This window comes from Mycobacterium palustre (assembly GCF_002101785.1).
Lineage (GTDB): Bacteria > Actinomycetota > Actinomycetes > Mycobacteriales > Mycobacteriaceae > Mycobacterium > Mycobacterium palustre.
Genome location: NZ_LQPJ01000140.1, coordinates 1 through 17,516 on the forward strand (window position 1 = coordinate 1; position 17,516 = coordinate 17,516).

At 70.8% G+C, this 17,516-nt stretch carries 13 protein-coding genes and 1 pseudogene; 2 read left to right on the forward strand and 12 right to left on the reverse strand.

The features are described 5' to 3' along the window. From AWC19_RS24885 to AWC19_RS24905, 5 genes and pseudogenes are all read right to left on the reverse strand, one after another. A pseudogene (locus AWC19_RS24885) lies at positions 1–862 on the reverse strand (hypothetical protein); the annotation flags it as partial. A 117-nt stretch (positions 863–979) separates the two neighbouring features. Beyond that, positions 980–2,236: an aminodeoxychorismate synthase component I gene (locus AWC19_RS24890; protein ID WP_085080768.1), complete on the reverse strand. Its 1,257-nt coding sequence runs from the start codon at positions 2,234–2,236 to the stop codon at positions 980–982. A gap of 28 nt (positions 2,237–2,264) precedes the next feature. After that, complete coding sequence (locus tag AWC19_RS24895; protein WP_085080769.1) at positions 2,265–3,179, reverse strand: RNA polymerase sigma-70 factor; 915 nt, start codon at positions 3,177–3,179, stop codon at positions 2,265–2,267. Beyond that, entirely contained in the window at positions 3,176–4,363 is a 1,188-nt protein-coding gene (locus AWC19_RS24900) for an NAD(P)/FAD-dependent oxidoreductase (protein ID WP_085080770.1), read from the reverse strand. The genes AWC19_RS24895 and AWC19_RS24900 overlap by 4 nt, the downstream gene beginning before the upstream one ends. Positions 4,364–4,466: 103 nt before the next feature. Next, a complete protein-coding gene (locus AWC19_RS24905; RefSeq protein WP_085080771.1) occupies positions 4,467–5,261 on the reverse strand; it encodes an FkbM family methyltransferase in 795 nt (264 codons plus the stop codon). 248 nt (positions 5,262–5,509) lie between these two features. Here AWC19_RS24905 and AWC19_RS24910 point away from each other — a divergent pair, with 248 nt between their 5' ends. Together AWC19_RS24910 and AWC19_RS24915 are read left to right on the forward strand one after the other, a co-directional pair. Then, positions 5,510–7,375 carry a putative bifunctional diguanylate cyclase/phosphodiesterase gene (locus tag AWC19_RS24910; RefSeq protein WP_085080819.1) on the forward strand — a complete coding sequence of 622 codons (1,866 nt, stop codon included), beginning with the start codon at positions 5,510–5,512 and terminating at the stop codon, positions 7,373–7,375. A gap of 11 nt (positions 7,376–7,386) precedes the next feature. After that, positions 7,387–9,072, forward strand: coding sequence for a hypothetical protein (locus AWC19_RS24915; protein WP_085080820.1), 1,686 nt, complete (start codon positions 7,387–7,389; stop codon positions 9,070–9,072). A 9-nt stretch (positions 9,073–9,081) separates the two neighbouring features. On the opposite strand, the gene AWC19_RS24920 is transcribed toward AWC19_RS24915, so the two are convergent. The 7 genes from AWC19_RS24920 to AWC19_RS24950 are packed head-to-tail and all read right to left on the reverse strand — an operon-like array spanning position 9,082 to position 17,324. Beyond that, positions 9,082–9,738: a class I SAM-dependent methyltransferase gene (locus AWC19_RS24920; protein WP_085080772.1), complete on the reverse strand. Its 657-nt coding sequence runs from the start codon at positions 9,736–9,738 to the stop codon at positions 9,082–9,084. A 27-nt stretch (positions 9,739–9,765) separates the two neighbouring features. Then, the gene (locus AWC19_RS24925; RefSeq protein ID WP_245849313.1) at positions 9,766–10,869 is read right to left on the reverse strand and encodes a glycosyltransferase family 4 protein; all 1,104 of its coding nucleotides are present in this window, start codon (positions 10,867–10,869) and stop codon (positions 9,766–9,768) included. Then, positions 10,866–12,359, reverse strand: a complete 1,494-nt coding sequence (locus tag AWC19_RS24930; RefSeq protein ID WP_085080773.1) for an O-antigen ligase family protein — start codon at positions 12,357–12,359, stop codon at positions 10,866–10,868. Before AWC19_RS24930 ends, AWC19_RS24925 begins: the two co-directional genes overlap by 4 nt. Positions 12,360–12,364: 5 nt before the next feature. Then, positions 12,365–13,861, reverse strand: a complete 1,497-nt coding sequence (locus AWC19_RS24935) for a tyrosine-protein kinase domain-containing protein (protein WP_085080774.1) — start codon at positions 13,859–13,861, stop codon at positions 12,365–12,367. A gap of 3 nt (positions 13,862–13,864) precedes the next feature. Then, positions 13,865–14,965, reverse strand: coding sequence for a glycosyltransferase family 4 protein (locus tag AWC19_RS24940; protein ID WP_211284996.1), 1,101 nt, complete (start codon positions 14,963–14,965; stop codon positions 13,865–13,867). An 11-nt stretch (positions 14,966–14,976) separates the two neighbouring features. Then, positions 14,977–16,074, reverse strand: a complete 1,098-nt coding sequence (locus AWC19_RS24945; RefSeq protein WP_085080775.1) for a class I SAM-dependent methyltransferase — start codon at positions 16,072–16,074, stop codon at positions 14,977–14,979. Beyond that, complete coding sequence (locus tag AWC19_RS24950) at positions 16,071–17,324, reverse strand: class I SAM-dependent methyltransferase (protein ID WP_085080776.1); 1,254 nt, start codon at positions 17,322–17,324, stop codon at positions 16,071–16,073. Before AWC19_RS24950 ends, AWC19_RS24945 begins: the two co-directional genes overlap by 4 nt. Positions 17,325–17,516: the final 192 nt, after the last annotated feature.

A 17,516-nucleotide genomic window follows, 5' to 3' on the forward strand; every position in this document is an offset into this window, starting at 1 on the left:
GTGGCAGCGCAGGCAGCGGCGGCGGGCCCGCGGGCAGCGGGGGCAATGCCGGTAGCGGGGGCAGCGCCGCCGGGGCGGCGGGCAGGGGCAGCGCCGGCAGCGGAGGTGCCGCCGGCAGCGCCGGCAGCGGAGGTGCCGCCGGCAGACCCGCCGGGATCGCCGCGGCGGCCCCGGGGACAGCTGCTGTCGCGGCGGCGAGGGTGGGCACGCCGAAGCCGGGGAAACTCACCCCGGGAAGTCCGATGTTGCTCGGCAGCAGGCCCGCGTCCTTCAGCCAGGCCAACGCGATGGCCGCGGACGTCACGGTGCCCACCGCGCTCGCTCCGAGCCCGACGACCGTGCCTCCCACGCCGACCACGCCCTGCACCACCGACAACGCCACGTTCGCACCCTGTTGGGCGGCGAATGCGCCGGCCACGCCGGGCAGCAGGACGTTGGGGTCCGGCAGCCCGAGGGTGCCCAGGTCCGGCACGCCCGCGCCGGGCAGGCCGGTCCCCAGGCCGCCGACGTCGGGCGCGCCGCCGCCGAGCGCCGGCGAGCTCACCCCGGGCACCGCCGCGGCGGGTGCACCGCCTCCGGCGGGCGCGGACGCCCCGGGGGCGATGACATCTCCCGCGTCGTTAACCGGCGCGCCTCCGCCCACCTGCGCGGCGGCAGGCACGGCGCCCACCTGGGGGGCCGGGCCGGACGCTTTCGGGGTCTCGGGCAGGAGCACCGAGGCCACTTTCTCTCCGCACGCCGCGCCGCCCGGGCCGCACCCCGTAACCGTCGGCGGGGACGTACTCACCGAGGTCAGGGGCGTAACCGCCAGCGTGCCGCCCAGTAGGGCAGACGCCGCGGCGCCCAGGACAGCGATTCTCATGACGGTCCCCTCCGGCAGTCGACGCGCGATTCGGCGCGGGTCAATGCCAGCAGCTTAGGCGTCCCCACCAGCTTGTGCTGGGGGTTAGCCGAAATTCATGGCCCGGGCGCCGATGTTTTACCCGGCCGACCGACTGGTGGCGGCCGCGACGCTGGGCAGCCCGACGATTGGGGCGGCCTTGTGTAGGCATTCGTCCCATTCCGCGCCGGGATCGGAGTCGGCGGTAATTCCGCCGCCGACGCCGAGCACGGCGCCCCCGGCGGCGTCGAATTCGACGGTGCGAATCGCGACGTTCAGCTCCGTCCCGGCGATCGGGGACGCCAAACCTATTGTGCCGCAGTATATTCCGCGACGATGGCGCTCCCATTGCGCAATGAGTTGGCGGGCGCGGTGTTTGGGTGTCCCGGTCACCGACGCCGGGGGGAAGGCCGCGTCGAGCAGCGCCGACATCGGGAGCTCGGCCGCTACCCGCGCCGACACCGTCGACACCAGGTGCCACACGCCCGGGGCACGCCGCACCACCAAGAGCTCGGGGACGGTCACCGAGCCGACGGTTGCCACCCGGCCCAGATCGTTGCGGACCAGGTCCACGATCATGATGTTCTCGGCGACCTCCTTGGCCGACGCGCGCAGCGCCGACGGCCAGGCGTCCAGCGGCAGCGTTCCCTTGATCGGGCTTGACGTCACGACCGTCCCTCGCCGGCGCAGGAAGAGTTCCGGGGACAACGAGGCCACCGCGCCCCACGGGCCGGCCAGGTAGGCCGCCCGGGCCGGGGAGGTGCGCGCGACGCCGTCGACGAAGAAGTCCAGCGGCGCCCCGGTGACCGTTCCGGTGAATTGCGTGCAGACGCAGGCCTGGTAGACCTCGCCGGCGCGGATCGCCTCCAGGCAGGCCAGCACGCCCTCGCGGTGGGCCGGCCGATCGGGCGCGCCCCAGTCGATCCGGCACTCGCGCGCCGGGGCGGGCCGTGCGGCCAAGGCCGCGGCCAGCCAGTCGGGCATCGGCGCCCCGGACAGGCTTTCGTACCACCACTGCCCGTCGCGGTCGCCGCGCAGCACGCAGTCGGTCCAGCCGCCGGCGGCCTCGGGGATCCGGTTTCCCCGCCCGTCGGCGCCGGGGTCGGGATAGGACAGATAGCCCACCCAGCCGCCGCCCACGGCCCGGCCACCGGCCGCCGAACCCGGTGGGACGGCGAAGGCGTCGCCGCCGCGCACCGGCCGCACCGCCACGCTGGGCGCGATCACCGCCCGCGCGCCGAACCAGTCACCGGTCAGCGCCGCGGGCGGCGGAAGCCCGAGCCGGCCGGTCGCGTCGCCGACCGCGCGCAGCACGCGGGATGCGGCGCCGAGGTCGCCAAGCGGCTCGATTCGCACCGCCCTAGCTTGACAGAGCCGCAGTCACCTAGCCGCGACTGATGGCCCGGGCGGTCGTCACAGCGGCCAGCTTGTCAGGGTTGCGCATCACGTAGAAATTGGTGATCTTCTCGTCGGCGATCTCCAGCGTGACCACCATCTCGAGCCGTTCGCCTTGGTAGAGCAGCACCGCCGGCGCGCTGTTGCAGTTCACCGTCCGCACGCGCACGGTCGCCCAGGCGTCGCGGGCCTTGCGCATCAGGCCGGCGATGGCCCTGGCCACCCGCTCGGCGCCCACCACCGGCCGGCGCGCCGCCGACACCTTGCCTCCGCTGTCGGCCATCCAGACGGCGTCCGGGGCGAGCATCGTCATCAGGGTTTGCACGTCGCCGCTGGCCGCCGTGGCCATGAACTGCGCGGTGATCTGAGCGGTGCGCTCAAAATCTTGCGCGTCGAATCGTTTCCGCCGCGCGCGAACGTGTTCGCGCGCGCGGTGCGCGACCTGGCGGACGGTCGACGCCGGCTTGCCCACCGCCGCACCGATTTCGGCGTAGTCGAAACCGAACACCTCGCGCAGCACGAACACCGCCCGCTCGTCGGGGCTCAGCGTCTCCAGCAGGACCAGCATCGCCATCGAAACCGACTCGGCGAGAACGACATCCGCCGAGGGGTCCTGCTCGTCGAGCAGCAGCGGCTCGGGCAGCCAGGGCCCCACGTACTCCTCGCGGCGGCGCGCGTCGGCGCGCAGCGCGTTGAGCGCCTGCCGGGTGACCAGCTGGGCCAGATAGGACTTGGTGTCGCGCACGCGCGCCAGGTCCACCTCGGCCCAGCGCAGGTAGCTGTCCTGCAAGACGTCGTCGGCTTCGGTCGCCGAGCCGAGGATCTCGTAGGCGATGGTGAACAGCAACGGCCGCAGCAACGTGAACCGTTCGGCATGCTCACCACCGCCCGACGAGCGGGTCATGGCAGCGCGACCCGCCGATCGGCCGGCGACTGCGCGGGCCGCTTGCCGCCCTTGAGCCAGTAGTAGGACCCGGGCTTGGCGGCCTCGCGCCGGATCGCCCACAGCGTGCCCTTGCAGATCGCCTCCTTGATCGAGGCCGCGACGCGACCGCCGAGCGCCACGTTCACCGGGGTGTCGTCGGTGCGCGCCAGCTGGAAGGTGCCGTGGCTGCGGCCCAGGCTGATGCACTGCCCGACGAACGCCTGGTTCAGCGCGGCGGGCGTGCTGCCGGCGATGCGGCTGAGCACGGTGTTGGCGGCTTGGGCGCCCAGCGGCCCGGCGGCCTGGCAGCTCATCCGCAGCGGCTGGCCCGAGGGCGCGGCCGCGTCCCCCGCGGCGACGATGCGCGGGTCGTCGATGCTGGTCAGCGTCTCGTCGGTGAGCAGCCGGCCCACGGAGTCGGTGCGCAACCCGCTGCGCGCGGCCAGGTCCGGCACCGCGAACCCCGCCGTCCACACCGTCGCCGCGCTCGGCACCACGGCGCCGTCGCTGAGCACCACCGCGTCCCAGCGCACCTCGCGGGCGGCGACGGATTCCAGCACGTTGACGCCGAGGGCGCGCAGCCGCTTGGCCACCGAACGGCGGCCCCGCGCGCTCAGCGACGGACCGAGAAGCCCGCCGCACACCAGGGTCACCGGGCGCCCCTGCTCGGCCAGCTCGGACGCCGTTTCGATGCCGGTCAGGCCGGCCCCGACGACCGTGACGGGCGAGGCGAGCGGCAGGTCGGCCAGCGCGTAGCGCAGCCGCTGCGCGCTTTCCAAATCGGCGACGGAGTGGGCGAGTTCCGCAGCGCCCGGCACCTGCGAGGGTGTGACCCCGGTGCTGCCGACGGCGTAAATCAGGTAGTCGTAGTCCAGCTCGGTGCCCGAGCCCAGCACGACGCGCCGGTCGGCGGCGTCGATGCGCTCGACGGTGTCGACGACCAGCCGGATTCCCTCGCCGAGCAGGGTGTCGTACTCCGCGGTGGCGGCGCCGGTGTCGCAGGCCAGCTGGTGCAGGCGGATCCGCTCGACGAAGACGGGCCGCGCGTTGACCAGCGTGATGTCGACGTCGGCGCGCCGGCGCAGGTGGTTGGCGGCCAGCGTTCCGGCGTATCCGCCGCCGACCACGACGACGTTGATTTTGGGGGCGCTCAGCTCGGTCATTACCAGTCTCCTTCTCACGGGTCTCGTGCCCTTGAGACACCGCGGCCCCGGCGCGCGTGACAGCTCGGCGCCGATTGTGAGCCGCCTCACGTGCCGCGGGCGGTCAGGACTCGGCGGGCAGGAAGACGAAGTTGTTGACGTAGACGCCGTGGGGGGCCCAGCCGTCCTCGCGGCCGCCGATGTTGGCCGGGTTCTGATAGCGGGCCGCGTCGAACTCGGCGACCGGCCGGCGGTCGTCGCCGATCTCGAAGTAGCCGTGGTAGCCAAGCCCGGTCAGCAACTCGGTGATCGCGGCGACGGCGCCCCGGTGGTGGCGTTCCTCGGCTTCCACCAGGACCGTCGGCCGGTTGCGCACCAGGGTGTCCGCGGCGCCGCGCAGCACGGCCAGCTCGTGGCCCTCGACGTCGATCTTGACCAGGCCGACGTCGTCGAGGCGCAGGTCGTCGAGGCGCCTGACGGGGACCTCGAGGCTTCGCACCGCCTCCCCGCCGGAGTCGGTGAGCGGGTTGGCCGCGTCGATCGTGCTACGCCCCGGGTCGCTCTTCACCACCCGCATGGTCGTCGTGCCGGATTGGTCCGAGAGCGCCACCGCTTCGACCCGCACGGCGGCGCCCACCGCGTCGAACATGGCGGCGAGGTCCCGCGCCTGGGCGGGACGCGGTTCGAAGGCGATCACCGATCGCGACGACGCCAGCATCGCGATCGTGAATTCGCCGACGTCGGCCCCGATGTCCAGCGAAACCCGGGTGGGATCGCACAGCGAGGCCACCAGTTGCACGTCCGCCCGCGACTCGCCCAGGCGTTGCAGGATCCGGTATCGGCGGCGCCAGAACAGGCGGGGCGCCAAGGCCTTTGCCGCCGGAGCGAGCCGTCGTTTGGCCGTGCGCGCGGCAGGCATCTGCGGTGGTCTCCCGTCTTAAGTTGGGGCGCAGGCCGTTCGGCCGCGGCGCGGTGGGGGCGGGCCGCACATGATACGCTTTCCCGCACGAATTCGTGACCTGCCCCGGGCCGGATACAGTCACGCACAGCATGGGGCTCCGCGGTGCGCATCGGTGTGCATCGAGGGGAATTTTGAAGACGAAGATCCCCTGATTGGGCCCCGGCCACGGCAAGCCCAATTAGGACATGTGCCCGTCGGAGGAGCCCGTGCCGCGCAGCCTGGATCTCGTCGTCACCTCGGTGGCCACGCAGCTGATGGAGGCCACCGGGTCCACCGCCACCCAGGTCAGCGAGAAGGTGCTCGCGCAGCTCGTCGAGCAGTTCGATCTGGACGCCGGGCTTCTGCGCCACCACGACCACGACATCCGGGCGTCGGTGCTGGTCGCCGAATGGCCGCCGCGCCTCGACGTTCCCGATCCCGATCCGATGGCCGTCGTCCACTTCACCAGCGCCGACCCCGTGCTCGCCCAGTGCGAGCACGGCCGGAAGCCGGTGGTGATCCGGCCGGACCAGAGCAGCCGCCTGCTGCCCCGCCTGATCGGGGGAGCCAAGCAGTCCGGCTCGCCGTCGGTGGCGGCCGCACCGCTGGTTTCCGGCGACACGACGACCGGGGTGCTCGGCTTCGTCAAGAACGGCGCGCGCAAGTGGAAGCAGGAAGAGATCAACACCCTGGAGGCGGTCGCCGCGCTCTTCGCGCAGCTTCAGGCCCGCATCGCGGCCGAAGAAAAGCTGCGCTACCTCGCCGAGCACGACGACCTGACCGGCCTGTACAACCGGCGGGCCCTGGTGGCGCACCTGTCGGACCGGCTGGCCGCGGGCAGCCCCGGACCGGTCGCCGTGTTGTACCTCGACCTGGACCGGCTCAAGCCGATCAACGACTACCTCGGCCACACGGCCGGCGACTGGTTCATCCGCGTGTTCGCGCAACGCATCCGGGTGTGCGCGGGGAACCAGAGCATGATCGCCAGGCTGGGCGGCGACGAGTTCGTCGTCATCCCCGACCAGCCGATGTCGACGGGGGCCGCGGAGGCCTTCGCGCGGCGGCTGGGGGCGATGCTGCGCGAGCGCCTGGCCATCGGCGGGCACATGATCACCCGCACCGTGAGCATCGGCCTGGCCGTAGGCATGCCGGGGCGTGACAACAGCACCGACCTGCTGCGCCGGGCCGACGAGGCCGTGCTGACGGCCAAGCGCGCGGGCGGCAACCAGGTCGCGCTGTCCACCGACGACATGTCGCTGAAAAGCGCCTTCCGCAACGACATCGAGCTGCACCTGCAGGGCGACATCGACAGCGAAGCGCTGCTGCTGCACTACCTGCCCGAGGTCGACCTGTGGACCGGCGCGATCGTCGCGGCCGAGGCGCTGGTGCGCTGGCGGCACCCGATCTGGGGGCTGCTGCTGCCGGACTCGTTCATCGGGGTGGCCGAATCGACCAATTTGGCCGGCGAACTGGGCCGCTGGGTGATGCGAAGCGCGTGCGCCGAATTCAGCCGGTGGCGCGCCAACGGCGTGGGGCAGAGCGCCATCCTGCGCATCAACGTCTCGCCGATCCAGCTGATCACCCGTGGCTTCGTGCGCAGCGTCGCCGACACCATCGAGGAGTTCGGCATCGACGGCGGATCGGTGTGCCTGGAGATCACCGAGCGGGCCGTGGTGCACGACATCGAGACCACCCGCAAGACGCTGGCCGAGCTCAAGGAGGTCGGCGTCCAGATCGCCATCGACGACTTCGGCACCGGTTATGCCGTGCTGTCGCATTTGAAGTCGCTCCCGGTCGACATGCTCAAGATCGACACCGGGTTCGTCCGCGACCTGGGCACCAACGCCGGGGACCTGGCCATCGTCCGGGCGATCATCGGGCTGGCCGAGGCCTTCGGACTGCAGCTGGTCGCCGAGGGGGTCGAAACCCCCGCCGCGGCACTGACTTTGATGCAGCACGGATGCCACCGCGCGCAGGGGTTTTTGCTATCCCGACCGGTGCCCGGCAACGCGATGGAGGCCTTGCTGGCCGCGCGCTGGATGCCGATGCCGTTCCTCGCCGACCGCGAGGCGTTGTCGCTGGGCGCGATCTGACCCGGGTGACGATGCTTCGATCCTGCAAAAGGGGTGCGCTGGCCACTGTCGTGACCTTGGCGTGCACGGCGCTGCTGCTGAGCGGATGTGCGGGCCACCCCAATCCGGGTCCGCTGTCCGCGATGGTCTTTCCGGCCATCCCGCCCACCGTCCAGGAGATGTCCAATCCGCTGCGCGGCCAGTACGAGGATCTGCTCAATCCCCTTTTCCCGCAGGGCAGACCGGCGCAGCAGCGGTACCCGGCGTGGCCGGCGTCGTACGACGCCAGCCTGCGGGTCTCGTGGCGGCAGCTGCAGCCCGTCGACCCGCGCACGCTGCCACCGGACGCCCCCGACGACCGCAGGTTCGACTTCAGCGTGATCGACGACGCGCTGACCAAGCTGCAGAGCCGCAACATGCGGCTGACCCTGCGCGTGTTCGCCTACAACTCCTGTTGCAACGCAAGCTATCCGGACAACACGAACATCGCCATTCCCGACTGGATGCGCTCGGCGGCCACCAACTATCCCGCGCCGCCGAACAGCCCCACCCCCGGCGTCACCCAGGTGGTGCCGAACTGGAACGACCCCAACTACCTCAACGCCTTCGGGCAGCTCCTGGCCGCCCTGGGCCGGCGCTACGACGGCGACGAGCGGCTCAGCGTGTTCGAGTTCTCCGGGTACGGGGATTTCAGCGAGAACCACATCGCGTATCTGCGCGACGTGTTGGGGGCGCCGGGTCCGGCGCCCGACGACAGCGTCGCCGCCCTGGGGTACTACAGCCAGTTCCGGGATCAGAGCATCACCAAGGCGTCCGTGCAGCAGCTGGTCGCGGCGAACGTGAACGCCTTTCCCCACACGCAATTGGTGGTCACGCCGCAGAATCCGGAGATCGTGCGCGAGATGCTCGCCGACGACGTGACGAAGAAGCTGTCGGCGCCGGTGGGGATCCGCGCGGACTGCCTCGGCGTCTATTCGCCGTTGCAGACGTGGGCCGAGTCCAACGATTCCCACTATGTGCGGACCAATGACCCGGTCGTCAACGCGCTCAAGCAGCGGCTGGGGTCCGCGCCGGTGATCACCGAATGGTGCCAGTTGCCCAACGGGACCGATCCGCGGTCTTACTACGAGAAGGGCCTGCACGACGTCGTCAGGTATCACGTGTCGATGACCTCGAGCGCCAACTTCCCGGACAGCGAGGCGACGTCCGCGATGGATCCCAAGCTGTATCTGCTGTGGGCGCAGGCCAATACCTCGGCCGGCTACCGGTATTCGGTCGAGGCGAGGCCGGGATCGCAATCCATAGAAGGGAAGGTCGCGACGATTTCGGTGGTTTGGACCAACTACGGCTCGGCGGCCGCCACCGAGCAGTGGGCGCCGGGCTACAAGCTGGTGGACTTCTCCGGCGCGGTGGTGCGCAGCCTGCCCTCGACCGTCAACCTCAAGACGCTGGTCCACGACGATTCCAGCCAGTCGCGCGAGGAGGCGGTCCCGGCGTCGTCGACGGAGTCCGTCCACGTCGACCTGAACGGCCTGGCGCCGGGGCACTACACGCTGCGCGCGTCGGTGGACTGGCAGCAGCACAAGCCGAATGCGTCGCACGTGGTGAACTATGCGCCCATGGCGCTGGCCCGCGACGGCCGAGACGGCGCGGGTCTGTATCCGATTGCCACGCTTGACATCCCGCGCGATGCGATGACGTCGGCCAACGCCAAGTGACGGCCGTGGCTACCCGCGTTTGATGGCGACCAGGGACTTGACCAGTCCGGCGAACCGCTCGTACCAGATGACCGAGGACGGGAAGTAGCGACGCATCTGCGAGATGCCGACCAGGTCGATCTCGTCGACCTGGTCCTGCGCGGCCTGGCGGCTGTACGTCCGGACGTGGCCGCGGTTCCAGCGCATCGATACCTGCACGCGCGCCTCGTAGGGCAGCCATTGGATGCCGGGGAACAGCCAGTGCGGTTCCACCGGAAAGTACCGGTACGGCGTCTGCACCCAATGCCGGTCCGCGAGGCGGTGGACGTTGTCGGCCAGCCGCTGACGTTGCACGTGGCCGCCGACGTGCTCGAGCAGCGAGTTGGAGAACACCAGGTCGAAGCGTTCAGCCGCAACGGTTTTCGGGAGGTCGCAGGCGTCTCCCCGCACAGCGGTGATGTGCGGGCTTGCCGATTCCATCGGCAGCATGTTCACGGTGACGACCGACCCGGGCTGCACGGGCGCGAGGCGCCACGACTCCGGTGTTCCGCCGAGATCCAGCACCCTCATGTCCGGCAACGACGGAAAGGTGGCGGCGAATTGCCGCCATCGTCGCGCGCGGGCGCGCCCCGACAGCGATCGGCTCGAGTTGACGTCGGTTGCGGTGTCGCGCAGCCAGTTCGACATCGTGTCACTCATACGGCCTCGTGTCCTTCATACGTTGATGCGGTCCCGACGCGCGAGATCGCGCCACAGCCCGGCCAGCGACTCGTGCCAGCGCGGAAGCGCGAAGTCGGCGGCGCGCTGCCGCGCGGCGTTTCCCAGCCGCGCGCGCAGGCCCGCGTCGGTGACCAGTGCGGTCAGCGCTTCGGCGATCTCGTGTGGTGCCCCGGGCCGCACCACGAGGCCGCTGCTCCCGTCGCTGACCACCTCCGCGATGCTGCCGACCGGGGTGGTCACGGGGGCCAGCCCCCGGGCCATCGCCTCCAGCAGCGCCATCGGCAGCCCTTCGTCGCGGCTGGGCAGCAGGAAGACGTGGGCCGCGCCGAGCAGCGCGTCACGGTCCGCCGGGTCCAGCCAGCCCGTGACGTGAATCGACCCGGCGAGACCGGCGTCGGCCACGGCGGCGCGCACCGCGTCGACGTCGCCGTCGCCGGCCAGTGTCACACACAGCCGCCCGCGGATCGTCTCGTCGAGCGCGCCGACGGCGGTGACGATGTCGTAGCTGCCCTTGCGGATTCCGAGCCGGCCCAGCGCCACCGCGTGCACGCGATCGGCGCCCGCTTGGTCCACGGGGGCATCCGGGATCGCAACGGCGTTGTGCAGCACGCTGATCCGGTCGCGCTGCAACCGCAGGCGCTCGGCATACTCGCCGACATGGCGCTGGCCCAGGACCACCCAGCGATCGGCCACGAGCATGCGGCGAACCAGCGCCTGTGCCGGCGCCGGTAACCGGTCGAACCAGCCGCCGAAGTCGTAGCTGTGCCCGTGCACCACCGCCGGCACCCCCGCCAGCCTGGCCGCCCACAACGGCACCGCCTTGCGGATCACGCTGCCGCCGTGAGCCAGGTTCACGTGCAGCACGTGGGCGCGGCCGCGCAGCAACAGCCAACTGGCGCAAAGCATTCCGCGCACGCCGACCAGCAGCTTCACCGGTCGCGACCCGTCCACATAGGTGGGCACCACGGTGACGCCGATCCGCTCGTCGGGTTGTGCGGCCATCAAGGCGGCCACGGTCGCCATGCCGCCGCGGCTGATGGCCGCGGCCGGCGCCGGGCCTATCACCAGCACCCGCAACGGGTTCCGGTCGGCGGTCACGAAAGCGCCGCCACCAGTCGGTGCCCGTCGGCCGCGGTGGCCTCGCCGGGCAGCGCGGTGCTGGCCTCGCGTAGGCCGGGGCGTCGCCGCAGGCGGGCGAAGGCCAATGCCGCCCCCAGCGCCATGCCGAGCGTCATGGCGTTCGCCGGATCCTCCGGCAGTGGGTCGACGATGCACATCACCAAAAGACCGGCGGACACCGCCGCGCTGATCTTCGCGGGCACCGACGAGCTGCGCAGCGCCAAAACCAGTGGGGCGAGGGCGAACAGCGCGAACGCCGACATGCCCACCGCGCCGGACTTGGCCAGCCACCACAGGTAGAAGTTGTGCGAATAGGTGGTGCCCAACGTGTTGGTGAAGCTGTCGGGGTCGTTGCCGAACGGCTCTTGATACGCGTAGCCCAGCCCGTGCCCGAACACCGGGGCCCGGGCGATCGCGCGGTTGAGGTTGGCGTCTTCGGCCAGCCTGGCCAGGGTCGAGGGGTCCACCGCGAGCGCATCGCTCGATACACCGCCCAGCACCCGGTGGCTGAATCCGGCGATCTGATCGTTGAGCCAGTCGCCGGCGGTGGAGTGCTGCAGCAAAAAGAGGGCGCCGGGGACGGCCGCGGCCAGCACCCCCGCGCCGATGATCAACAGCCTGGCCGCCCGCCGCAGCGACGACCAGCTCAAGGTGGTCGCGAACGCCACGGCGGCGGCAACTCCCACGCACAGCAAGGTATTACGGGAGAACGCCAGCACCGAAATCACCAAGGCCGGCAACCCCAAAACCAGGTACGACGACGGTTTGACCCGGCCGGCGATCTGAGCGGCCACCAGCGCTGTCAGCGTGGCGATCGCGGGGGTGAGGGTCGCGGTGATCACCCGGTTGGCGGTGTCCCCGGTGTCGGATTGCAGGCTCTCCAACCTGCCGGCCAGGCGCAGGCCCCCCGAGGAGCTGGCGATGGCCATGCCCGCCGAGAACCACAACGTGACCACGATCGCGTACCTCGACAGCCGCAGATGGCCGCCGTAGACGATCAGCATCGCCAGCACGAAACCGCCGACCATTTCGAGCAGGAAGGTCGCCTCCCGCACGATCACGGGGGCGCTGTGTCCGGTGGCAAAGCCGACTCCGGCGAAGTAGGCGACGGTCAAGACAAACATTGCAGGCAGCGCCCACTCGGAGAACCGCAGTCGCACGGCGGGCAGCAAAAAGCAGATCGCCAGCACCAGCGCCACGTGGTCGGCGAAAATCGTCACCGGCCCGACCACCTTGCCGACGTGCAAGCCTTGGGGCAGCGCGGCGAACGCCCAGAACAGCGCCAGCGTCACCATCAGTTCCGGCTTGATCCAATACACCACCACGCAGAACGTGAGCGCGATCAACATCACCCCGTGGGTCAGGTTGCGCGCCGACATCACGCCGAAGAGGAAGCAGCCGAACAGGAACGCCGCCAGCACGGCCGCCGACATCGCCAGGCGATGACGATTCCGCAAGTACCGGATCACGTCGGTCAGCTCACCTTCGTCCGGTAGGTGCGGGCCGCAGCCCTGGTGTGCCGAGGAATCCGGGCGTCGGTCAGCACCGTGCCGACGACGTCGGCGCCGGCCGCGCGCAGCGCCGCCAGCGCGTCGTTGAGTTCGTCCTCGGTGGTGCGGCCCGCGCGCACGACCAGCACCGTGGCCTGGACCGCGCCGCCCAGCAGGCCGGCGTCCGCGGTCGCCAGCACGGGCGGCCCGTCGACCACGGTGCGGTCAAAGGTGGCCGAAACCTCCTGCAGCACCTTGTCGAGCGCCTCGGGCAGGTAAGCGCTGCAGGGCAGCGTGTCCCGGCGAACGGCCCGCGCGGCCAGAATGAACAGTCTCGAAATGCCGGTCGGCTTAACGGCTTCCGCGGCGATGCCGGGGTTGGCCAACGCGTTGCCCAGCCCCTCTCCGGATTCGACCTTCAGCAAGCCGGCGATCACCGGTCGGCGCGTGTCACCCTCGACGAGCAGCACCTCTTCGCCGGTCTCGGCGAACGCCCTGGCCAGGTTGACCGCCGTCGTCGTGGTTCCCTCGCCGCCGAACGGCGCCGTCACCAGCACGCGGCGCGCGCCGCGGTCCATCGCCCGCAGCAGCCGTGCCCGCAGACCGCGGACCGCGTCGTCGAACGAGATGTCGGTGCCGAAACGCGGTGCGTGGCCGCGTTTTCCGGGAAGTTCGGCGAGGGTGGGCACGCCCGTAAGGAGCTCCAGCTTGGCGCGGTCGCGCACGGTGCGGTCGGTGGCCTCGCGGGTCAGCGCCACACCGGTGCCCAGCAGCAGTCCGGCCAATAGCCCCATCACCATGTTGCGGACGGGGGCCGGCTGGTAGGGGGCGTCCGGCACGCCGGGCTGCTCGACCACCGTCGCCCGCGCGACCGGAATCGGTTGCGCCGCGGGAGGCGGTGGTGTCTGGGCCGGCGCCGCCTGCGGCTCGGTCGGCGTCGTCTGCGCCGACTCGGGCTGTGTCGCCGATTGGCCGTCGGTGTCTTGGGCCGGTGCCGGTGGGGGCGGCGGCGCGGTGGGTGGCGGTGCCGCAGGCGGTTTCGGGTCGGCGCCGATGGTGCCGATCACCGCGGTGAACGTGTCGGCCATCGCCTTGGTCAACGTGGCGGCGCGACGCGGATCGGTGTCGGAAACCGAGATGGTGAACATCGTCGATTTCGGCGTGTAGCTGACGCGGGTCTGGCTGGCCAGGGCGTCGGCGCTGACGGGCAGATGAAACTGGTTGACCGCGCGTGCTGCCAGGGCGTGCCCGCCGGCGATCGCCGCATAGGACGACAGCCGCTCCTGGGCCGCCTGCGTTCCCTGGTAGACGTCGGCCAGGTTGGTTTCACCGGCGAACGAGATCAGCACGGTGGCCGAGGACTGGTAATGCTTGGTCTGCAGTCCGGTGATCGCGGCCGCGCCGGCCAGGCATGCCAGCAGCGCGCCGACGAAGAGCTTCCAGTGGGCCGTCAGCGTCCGGACGAAGGTGCGAAAATCCATCGACTAGTACCTTTCCGGGCGCTCGTCGGCGTTCTCGAGTTCACCCGAACCGGGTGATAAGCGCGTGGACCGCACCTCGGTGAGCACCTCGAACAACCGATCGGCGACCCGGTCCACGCTCAATCGCCGCGCGTAGTGTCGCGCGGCCTCGGCGCCGCGATGCGCGGCGGTTGCCGGGTCCGCGAGCTCGTCGAACGCGGCGGCCAGCCCGGCGACGTCGTCGACCTCGACCACGGGCCCGCCGGGGGGCTGGTATTCGGGGAGCGCGCCGATGGTAGACGCGATCGGCGTCACGCCCAGCTGCATGGACAGCACTTGCACGCCGCTTTGCGAGGCGCGCCGGTAGTGGACGACCGAACCCTTTGCGGCCGTGAGAGTTTCGACGACATCGCAATAGCGGTAGGTGCCGGAGCGCCACACCGTATGTGGCGGCAGCGCAACGCTTCTCAGGCTGATCGGCCCGTCGCCGATCAGCACCAGGTTGTCACCGCGCCAGCCCGGCCCGGTGACGTGGCGGTGCCATGCGCTCAGCACGACGTCGATGTTCTTGTACGGGTTGAGCCGGCCCACCAGCACGAAGTCGCGGCGTCGCTCCGGGCCGACCGGCGGGGGCACCAGGCTCACGTCGAGGTCGCTGGTGAGCGGCAGGATGTGCACCGGTGTCCCGGCCACGTCTCGCCGGGCGCCCACGGCGGAGGCGACGAAGCGGCTGTAGGTGATGGTCGCCGCCGAGCGGGCGCCCCAACGATCGAAAACGGCATGCTCGTACGCGGGCCGCCGCTCCTCGGCGTCGTGGGGAAGGTCGTCGTGCACCAGCTGCACGCGGGGGGCCCGCCCGGCCAACGCGATCCAGCGGGGGTCGCGGACCAGCTCGGCGATCACCACCTGCGCCCCGTAGTCCCGGACGCGGCGCCAGGCGGCGAGGCTGGCGGGCCAGGTGGCGGCGGTGCGGAACCGCGGATCGAGCACCAGCTCGTAGTCCCGGGCGGGGCCCGACTCCGGGTGCTGGTCGGAGGTCACCAGCAACACGTCGGCACCGCGCCGGCGCAGCGCCTCGGCCTGGACGCGGGCCAGCGGCCGCATCCAGGGTGAAAGCCACAGGATCCGAATCGAACTCACAGCGGCGGCCCGTTGCTATCGGTGCCCGGATCGATCGACCAGCGCCCCTCGAACTGGGGGAATGCCCGGCGGACCTCGTCGTACAGGTCGGGCAGGGTGAGCATGACGCCGTCCGGGTCGGCCTCGATGAGTTGTTCGGGCGAGACGATGGGAATGTCGGTGCCCGGAATCCTGCGTCCCTGCTTGCCCGGTGCGGCGTCGGCCACCGCGGGCAGCAGATGCCGATCGATCCTGGCGATGCTGAACAAGGCGGGTACCCGCGAACCGGCGCCGTACCCGTAGATGGTGCGCCCGCTATCGGCTTGCGCGACCAGCCAATTGCGCAGCCGGGTGGCGTGGCGTTCGGCCGCCTCTTGCAGGCGCCCGACGACCGCCGGCTCGGTGACGCCGAACTCCCATTCGCGTTCCAAAAGGTCGTTGGCCCGTTCGTCCGGTTCGACCCGGCCGTGCACCGCGGCCGCCAGGATGGTGCCGCCGTACAGTTCGAACTCCCACGCCGTCGCCACGCTCATCCCGACCGAACCGAGCAGCCCGGTCAGGGCGGTCAGCGAGTAATAACCGAAGTGGCCGTGGCGCAACGCGTTCCACTGCCCCTGGGAAACCATGGTCAAAAGCCAGGGGAACTGCACCAGCAACACCCCGTCCGGTGCGGTCGTCTTGGCGCGGAACGCAAAGCCGGACCGCTGGTTTGGGTCGTGCATGACGCCGAACGAGTCGAGCACCACGTCGGCGACGTCGGATTGGGAGAAGCCGCGCTCGGCGAGCAGCGGCAACCAGGTCCCACCGTGCGGGCTGCCGAACTCGCGCACCGTCGTTCCGCGCAGCCACCCGGCGTCGGCCACGCATCGCACCGCGTCGGCGGCCTGCTCGCGCAAAGCCAGCGGCTCGATGCCGCGGGGCTCCTCGGTCACGGTGTCGTCGCTGGCAAGCTGGGCCAGGCCGCAGCGGGCGCACAGGTCCATCGCGAGCCGGTGCGCCGACTCCTGCGGGCTCACCGGTTCGGTGGCCAACGGAAAGTGGTCGGCGGCGGGCACATCGCCCAAGTCGAGCACCCGGCGCAGCTCGCTGCCGCCACACCCCCGGCAGGTGCTCATGGCGTCGTGGCACGGCGCGGCTTGAGGCCGGTCGCCGTGTGCAGGGTCGGCAACGGAAACACCAACTGGCCGCCCCAGTCGGCGATGAACCCGAGTTGTTCGGTGAGCTCGGGCTCGAGGTTCCACGGCAGCGCGAGCACGACGTCCGGGCGATCCTGGGCGATGCGCTCGGGTTCGTGGATCGGGATCCGCGCGCCCGGCGTGAAGTGGCCGTGTTTGTACGGGTTGCGGTCCACCGTGTATTCGAGCAGATCGCTGCGGATGCCGCAGTAGTTCAGCAGGGTGTTGCCCTTGCCCGGCGCCCCGTAGCCGACGACGCGCTTGCCCTCGGCGCGGCACTGGAGCAAAAAGCGCAACAGCTCGTGGCGCGTCGCCTCGGTCTTCGATCGCAGCTGCAGATACCCGTCGACGCGGTGCAGTCCCGCCGCGTCCTCGGCGTGCAGCACCTTTTCGACGCGTCGTGTTGGCCGCCCGGCAATCTCGGCCGAGCGAGCCCAGATTCGCAGCGAGCCGCCGTGGGTGGGCAGCAGTTCCACGTCGACGACGGCCAACCCCGAGGTCGCCAGCGCGCAGATGGCCGAGAACAGCGTGTAGTACTGGAAGTGTTCGTGGTAGATGGTGTCGAACTGCGCGTACTGCACCAGGTTCAGCGCGTGGTGCACTTCGATGCTCAGCCAGCCGTCGTCGTCGAGAAGCCTGCGCAGCGAGCGCGTGAAGCCACGCAGATCGGGAATGTGCGCGTAGACGTTGTTGGCCACCACCAGGTTCGCGGGCCCGTGTTCGGCGCGGACCTTGGCGGCGAGCTCCTCGTCGAGGAACGCCGACACGGTGGGGACGTTGCGCTTGCGGGCGGCTTCGCCGACGTTCGCCGACGGTTCGATGCCCAGGCAGGGGATGCCGGCGGCGACCACGTGCTGCAGCAGGTAACCGTCGTTGCTGGCGACTTCGACCACGAGCGAGTCGGTCCCGAGCCCGAGGCGGCCGATGGCACCGTCGACGAAGTCCTTGGCGTGCTGCACCCAGGTGTCCGAATACGAGGAATAGTAGGCGTATTCGGTGAAGGTGTCCTCGGGCGTGATCAGCGCCGGGATCTGCAGCAGCAGGCAATCCTCGCACAGCCGCAGGTGCAGGGGATAGGTCGTCTCCGGCAGGTCGAGCTCATCGGCGGCCAGGATTTTTTCGCAGGGCGGGGTCGCGCCGAGATCCAGGACGCTGAGCAGTCGGTCCGAGTCGCACAGGCGGCAGTTCAAAAGACTCTCGATTCTTGGTGTCGCGGGTTTGCATGGGGACCTGGCGCGCCGGCGGTCGCCAGGGCGGTCCACTGGCCGTCCTCAGCGACGCCGAATGGGGTTGAGTCACTGGGCAATCCGGCCTCGCCCGGTCGCGCGGCGCGCTCATGCCGGCGCTGCGCCATCCGTCGGGCACCGGTGTGGATCAACTTG